The 4552-nt window shown below is 70.7% G+C and carries 5 protein-coding genes; all 5 read right to left on the bottom strand.

The features are described 5' to 3' along the window. Window positions 1-779: M81 family metallopeptidase (locus tag G3N94_RS39815; RefSeq protein ID WP_205799672.1), on the bottom strand; the 779-nt coding region annotated here is incomplete at its 3' end. Beyond that, window positions 776-2065 (bottom strand): Zn-dependent hydrolase, encoded by a 1290-nt coding sequence (locus tag G3N94_RS39810; protein ID WP_205799671.1) that lies wholly within the window; start codon window positions 2063-2065, stop codon window positions 776-778. The genes G3N94_RS39810 and G3N94_RS39815, both read right to left, overlap by 4 nt. A 34-nt stretch (window positions 2066-2099) precedes the next feature. Continuing rightward, entirely contained in the window at window positions 2100-2801 is a 702-nt protein-coding gene (locus G3N94_RS39805) for an ABC transporter ATP-binding protein (RefSeq protein ID WP_205799670.1), read from the bottom strand. Beyond that, window positions 2798-3565, bottom strand: a complete 768-nt coding sequence (locus G3N94_RS39800) for an ABC transporter ATP-binding protein (protein ID WP_205799669.1) — start codon at window positions 3563-3565, stop codon at window positions 2798-2800. The genes G3N94_RS39805 and G3N94_RS39800 overlap by 4 nt, the downstream gene beginning before the upstream one ends. Further along, a partial coding sequence (locus tag G3N94_RS39795) for a branched-chain amino acid ABC transporter permease (RefSeq protein WP_205799668.1) occupies window positions 3562-4552 on the bottom strand: 991 nt, incomplete at its 5' end. The genes G3N94_RS39795 and G3N94_RS39800, both read right to left, overlap by 4 nt.

Here is a 4552-nt window from a genome sequence, read left to right as displayed (position 1 = left end):
ATGCGCTCGGCGGCCGCGTCGGCCGCCGCCGCGTCGGCATCCCCGACCACGACCACGCTGATGCACGGCGCCGGGATATCCGCAAGCGAGAAGCCGGACAACACCGACACCGCGAGCATTCCGCCGGCCTCGGCCTCGCGTGCCGCGTCGACCGCGCGCCGCATCGCCCCTTGCGCGGTCGCGCTGCGCAGCGTCGAGGTCAGCAGCGGCGGCTGCCGCCACGCGAGCACCGGACGCGCGCGGCCGTGGATCCGGTCGAGCAGCAGCCGCGCCGCCTGCGCGCCGGTCTCGTACATGTCGACGTGCGGATAGGTCTTGAAGCTGACGATCACATCGGCGTGATCGATCATCTTCTGCGTGACGTTCGCGTGCAGGTCGAGCGCGACCGCGATCGGCGCGCCAGGCAGCGCCGCGCGCACGCGCGCGAGCAGGTCGCCTTCGCCGTCGGGCGTCTGCTCGGCGACCATCGCGCCGTGCAGGTCGAGCATTACCGCATCGCAGCCCGGCGCGGCCGCGACGATCGCGTCGCAGATCGCGTCGTAGGCGGCGGCCGCGACGGGCCCGCTCGGATTCGCGGCCGCCGACACGGGCGTCACGAGTTCGGCGCCGTCGCGTTCGGCCGCGTCGATGAACGCGGCCATCGCGGTCCGCATCCCCTTGTTCGCGCGGTACGCGTACTCGCCCCAGTCCGGGCCGTGGCGGCCGAACGCCGCGAGCGGCGTCGCGACCGGCGAGAACGTGTTGGTCTCGTGATTCATCCGGGCGATCAGGATCCTCATTGCGCGCCCTCCCCGGTCGTGCCGGCCACGCCGGCCGCGCCGAGCATCGCGTGCAGCAGCACGTTGCAACCCGCTTCGAGGTGGGCCGGGTCGGCGTCCTCGATCTCGTTGTGGCTGATGCCGTCTTTGCACGGCACGAAGATCATCGCGGCCGGCGCGACGCGCGCGAGATACACGGCGTCATGGCCCGCGCCGCTGATCACGTTCATCGACGACAGGCCGAGCGCCGCCGCGCCCGCGCGCACCGTCTCGACGAGCGCCGCATCGAACGGCTGCGGCGGGAAATACACGACCTGCTCGACGTCGATCCGCATGCCGGCCTTCGCGGCCGCTTCCGCGCAGGCCGCGCGCAATTCGGCATCCATCGCGGCCAGCGACGCGTCGTCGGCCGCGCGCAGGTCGACGGTCAGCGTCACGCGGCCCGGAATCACGTTGCGCGAATTCGGATGCACGTCGATCCAGCCGACCGTGCCGCGTCCGTGCGGCGCATGCGCGTGTGCGATCGCGTTCACCGTGCGCACGAGGTCGGCCGCGACGAGCAACGCGTCGCGGCGCAGGTCCATCGGCGTCGGGCCCGCGTGCGCTTCCATCCCGTGCACGGTCACGTCGTACCAGCGCTGGCCGAGCGCCCCTTCGACCACGCCGATCGTCGTGCCGTGCGCCTCCAGCACGGGCCCCTGCTCGATATGCGCCTCGAAGTACGCGCCGATCCGGTGCGCGTCACTCGGCTCACCCGCATAGCCGATCGCCGCCAGCGCGTCGCGCACCGACACGCCGTCGCGATCGCACTGCGCAAGCGCATGCTCGAGCGTAAACGCGCCCGCGAACACGCCCGAGCCCATCATCACCGGCACGAAGCGCGAGCCTTCCTCGTTGGTCCACACCGCGACCTCGAGCGGCGCCAGCGTCCGCACGCCCGCATCCTCGAGCGTGCGCAGCACTTCGAGGCCCGCGAGCACGCCGTAGTTGCCGTCGAACTTGCCGCCGGTCGGCTGCGTGTCGATGTGGCTGCCGGTCGTCACGGGCGGCAGGTCGTCACGCACGCCCGCGCGCCGCGCGAACAGGTTGCCGATCGCATCGACGCGCACCGTGCAGCCGATCGCGTTCGCCCACGCGACGAACAGGTCGCGCGCTTCGCGATCGAGCTCGGTCAGCGCGAGCCGGCACACGCCGCCCTTGGGCGTGGCGCCGATCCGCGCGAGACGCATCAGGCTGTCCCACAGCCGCGCGCCGTCGACGCGCAGGCCGGCTGTCGCGACGCCAATTGTCGAGTCCTGAACTTGCATCGATGAAATCCCTCGCAATGAGAAGACGCGGCGCTCACGCGACGCCGACGCCCAGGTAACGGTCCTTCACTTCGCGGTCCGCGGCGAACGCCGCATTGCCGCCTTCGTAGACGATCACGCCCTGCTCGATGATGTAGTGCCGGTCGGCGAGCTGCGTGCAGACTTCGAGGTTCTGCTCGACGAGCAGGATCGCGACACCGGCCGCCTTGATCTGCCGGAGCTGCGCGACGATCTCCTCGACGATCACCGGCGCGAGCCCTTCGACCGGCTCGTCGAGCATCAGCAGCCGCGGATGGTTCATCAGCGCGCGGCCGATCGCGAGCATCTGCTGTTCGCCGCCGGACAGCTGCGCGCCGCCGTTGCGCCGGCGCTCCTTCAGGCGCGGAAAGATCCGGTAGATGTCGTCGAGCTGCCACGGCGAATCGCGGCGCGCGCCGAGCCGCAGGTTCTCCTCGACCGACAGCAGCCGGAAGATGCCGCGATGCTCGGGCACGAAACACAGCCCGCGCGCGGCGATCCGGTGCGCGGGCTTGCCCGCGATCGCAGCACCTGCGAACGTCACCGCGCCCCCCGTCGGCGCGACGACGCCCGCGATCGTCTTCAGTGTCGTCGACTTGCCCGCGCCGTTGCGCCCGAGCAGCGTCACCGTCTCGCCGTCGCGCACCGACAGCGACACGCCCTGCAGGATGTGGCTCTTGCCGTAACAGGCGTGAATGTCCCGCACATCGAGGATCATGCGCGGCCTCCGGTGATCATGTTGCCGAGATAGGCGGCGCGCACGCGCTCGTCGCCGCGGATCGCGTCCGGCTTGCCTTCGACCAGCACGCGGCCCTGCTGCATCACCGTGATCGTGTCGGAGATGTCCATCACGATGCCCATGTTGTGTTCGATCAGCACGACCGTGTAGTCGTCGCGCAGCCCGCGGATCAGCGTCTTCATGTCGTCGAGATCGTCGATCCCCATTCCCGACGTCGGCTCGTCGAGAAAGATCGCACGCGGCCGCGCGGCGAGCGCCATCCCGACTTCGAGCCGGCGCTGCTGGCCGTGCGACAGCGCGCCCGCCGCCGTCGCCGCGAAACGCTGCAGGCCGAGGCGTTCGAGCACCGCGTCGACGATCCCGTCGTGCGCGAGCGCGCCGTGCGGCGGCGTCCACGCATTCAGCGCGCGGCGCGCATCGACGCCCTGCGCGGCGACCCGCAGGTTCTCGCGCACGCTCAGGCTCGCGAACAGGCTCGTCACCTGGAACGAGCGCGCGATGCCGCGCCGCACGCGCTTGTAGTCGGGTTCGCGCGTGACGTCGTGACCATCGAACACGATCGAGCCGGACGTGATCGGCAGCGTGCCGGTCAGCGTATGGAACAGCGTCGTCTTGCCCGCGCCGTTCGGGCCGATCACCGAATGCACGGTGCGCGGCAGGATGCGCAGGTCGACACCGCCGAGCGCCGTGAACTTGCCATAGCGCTTGACGATGCCGCGCGCCTCGAGAATCGCTTCGCTCATTGCCGCTCCCTGGCCGTAGCCGCCGTGCGTTCGGTACGCCGCAGCGATGCTGCGACGCGCTCACCGAGTCCCCACAACCCGCGCTGCATGAACAGGCTGACCGCGATCAGCACGAGGCCGAGCAGCAGCAGCCAGCGCGGCCACAATGTCGACAGCCAGTCGGCGAACAGCACGTAGAACGCGGCGCCGAGCACCGACGCGAACAGGTTGCCGGTGCCGCCGATCACCGTCATCACGAGGATCATCTCGCTCGTGTGGTAGTCGATGTTCGACAGCGGCGCGATGCCCGTCATCAGCGCATGCAGCGCGCCCGCGAGCCCCGTCACCGCGCCCGAGATCACGAACGCCGCAAGCTTGAAGCGCTTCACGTCGTAACCGGCGGCCGCCGCGCGCGCCTCGTTGTCCCGGATCGCGAGCAGCGTGCGGCCGAACACCGATTGCGACACACGCAGCAGCAGCCAGAACACCGCGATGAACAGCACCGCGACGAAGCCGTAGTAGCGCCACGGCGAATCGAGCACGACGAACGAATGCCCGAACAGCGACAGCGCCGGACGCGGGATGTCGAGCAGCCCGTTGTCGCCGCCCGTCAGGTCCGGCGTCGTATACGCGAGGAAGTAGAACAGCTGGCCGAACGCGAGCGTCAGCATCACGAAGTAAGTGCCGCGCTGCCGGATCGAGAACCAGCCGACCAGCAGCGCCGCGAGTGCGCCGAGCGCGGTGGCCGCCGCCAGCGCGACCGGCGTCGACGCGACGCCGTGCGTGAGCACGATGCCGGCCGCATAGCTGCCGAGCCCGAAGAAGATCCCCTGCCCGAACGACAGCAGCCCCGTAAGCCCAAGCAGCAGGTTGCAGCCGAGCGCGGCGAGCGCGAACACGAGCACCTCGGTCGCGAGCGAGCCCGAGCGCAACGCGAGCGGCAGCGCGCACACGACTGCGAGCGCGAGCCAGCCCTCCGGCCGGCGCAGCAGCGCGCCGCGCGACGGA

This window comes from Burkholderia sp. Ac-20353 (assembly GCF_017104785.1).
GTDB lineage: Bacteria > Pseudomonadota > Gammaproteobacteria > Burkholderiales > Burkholderiaceae > Burkholderia.
This window is presented reverse-complemented; position numbering and strand designations above follow the sequence as displayed.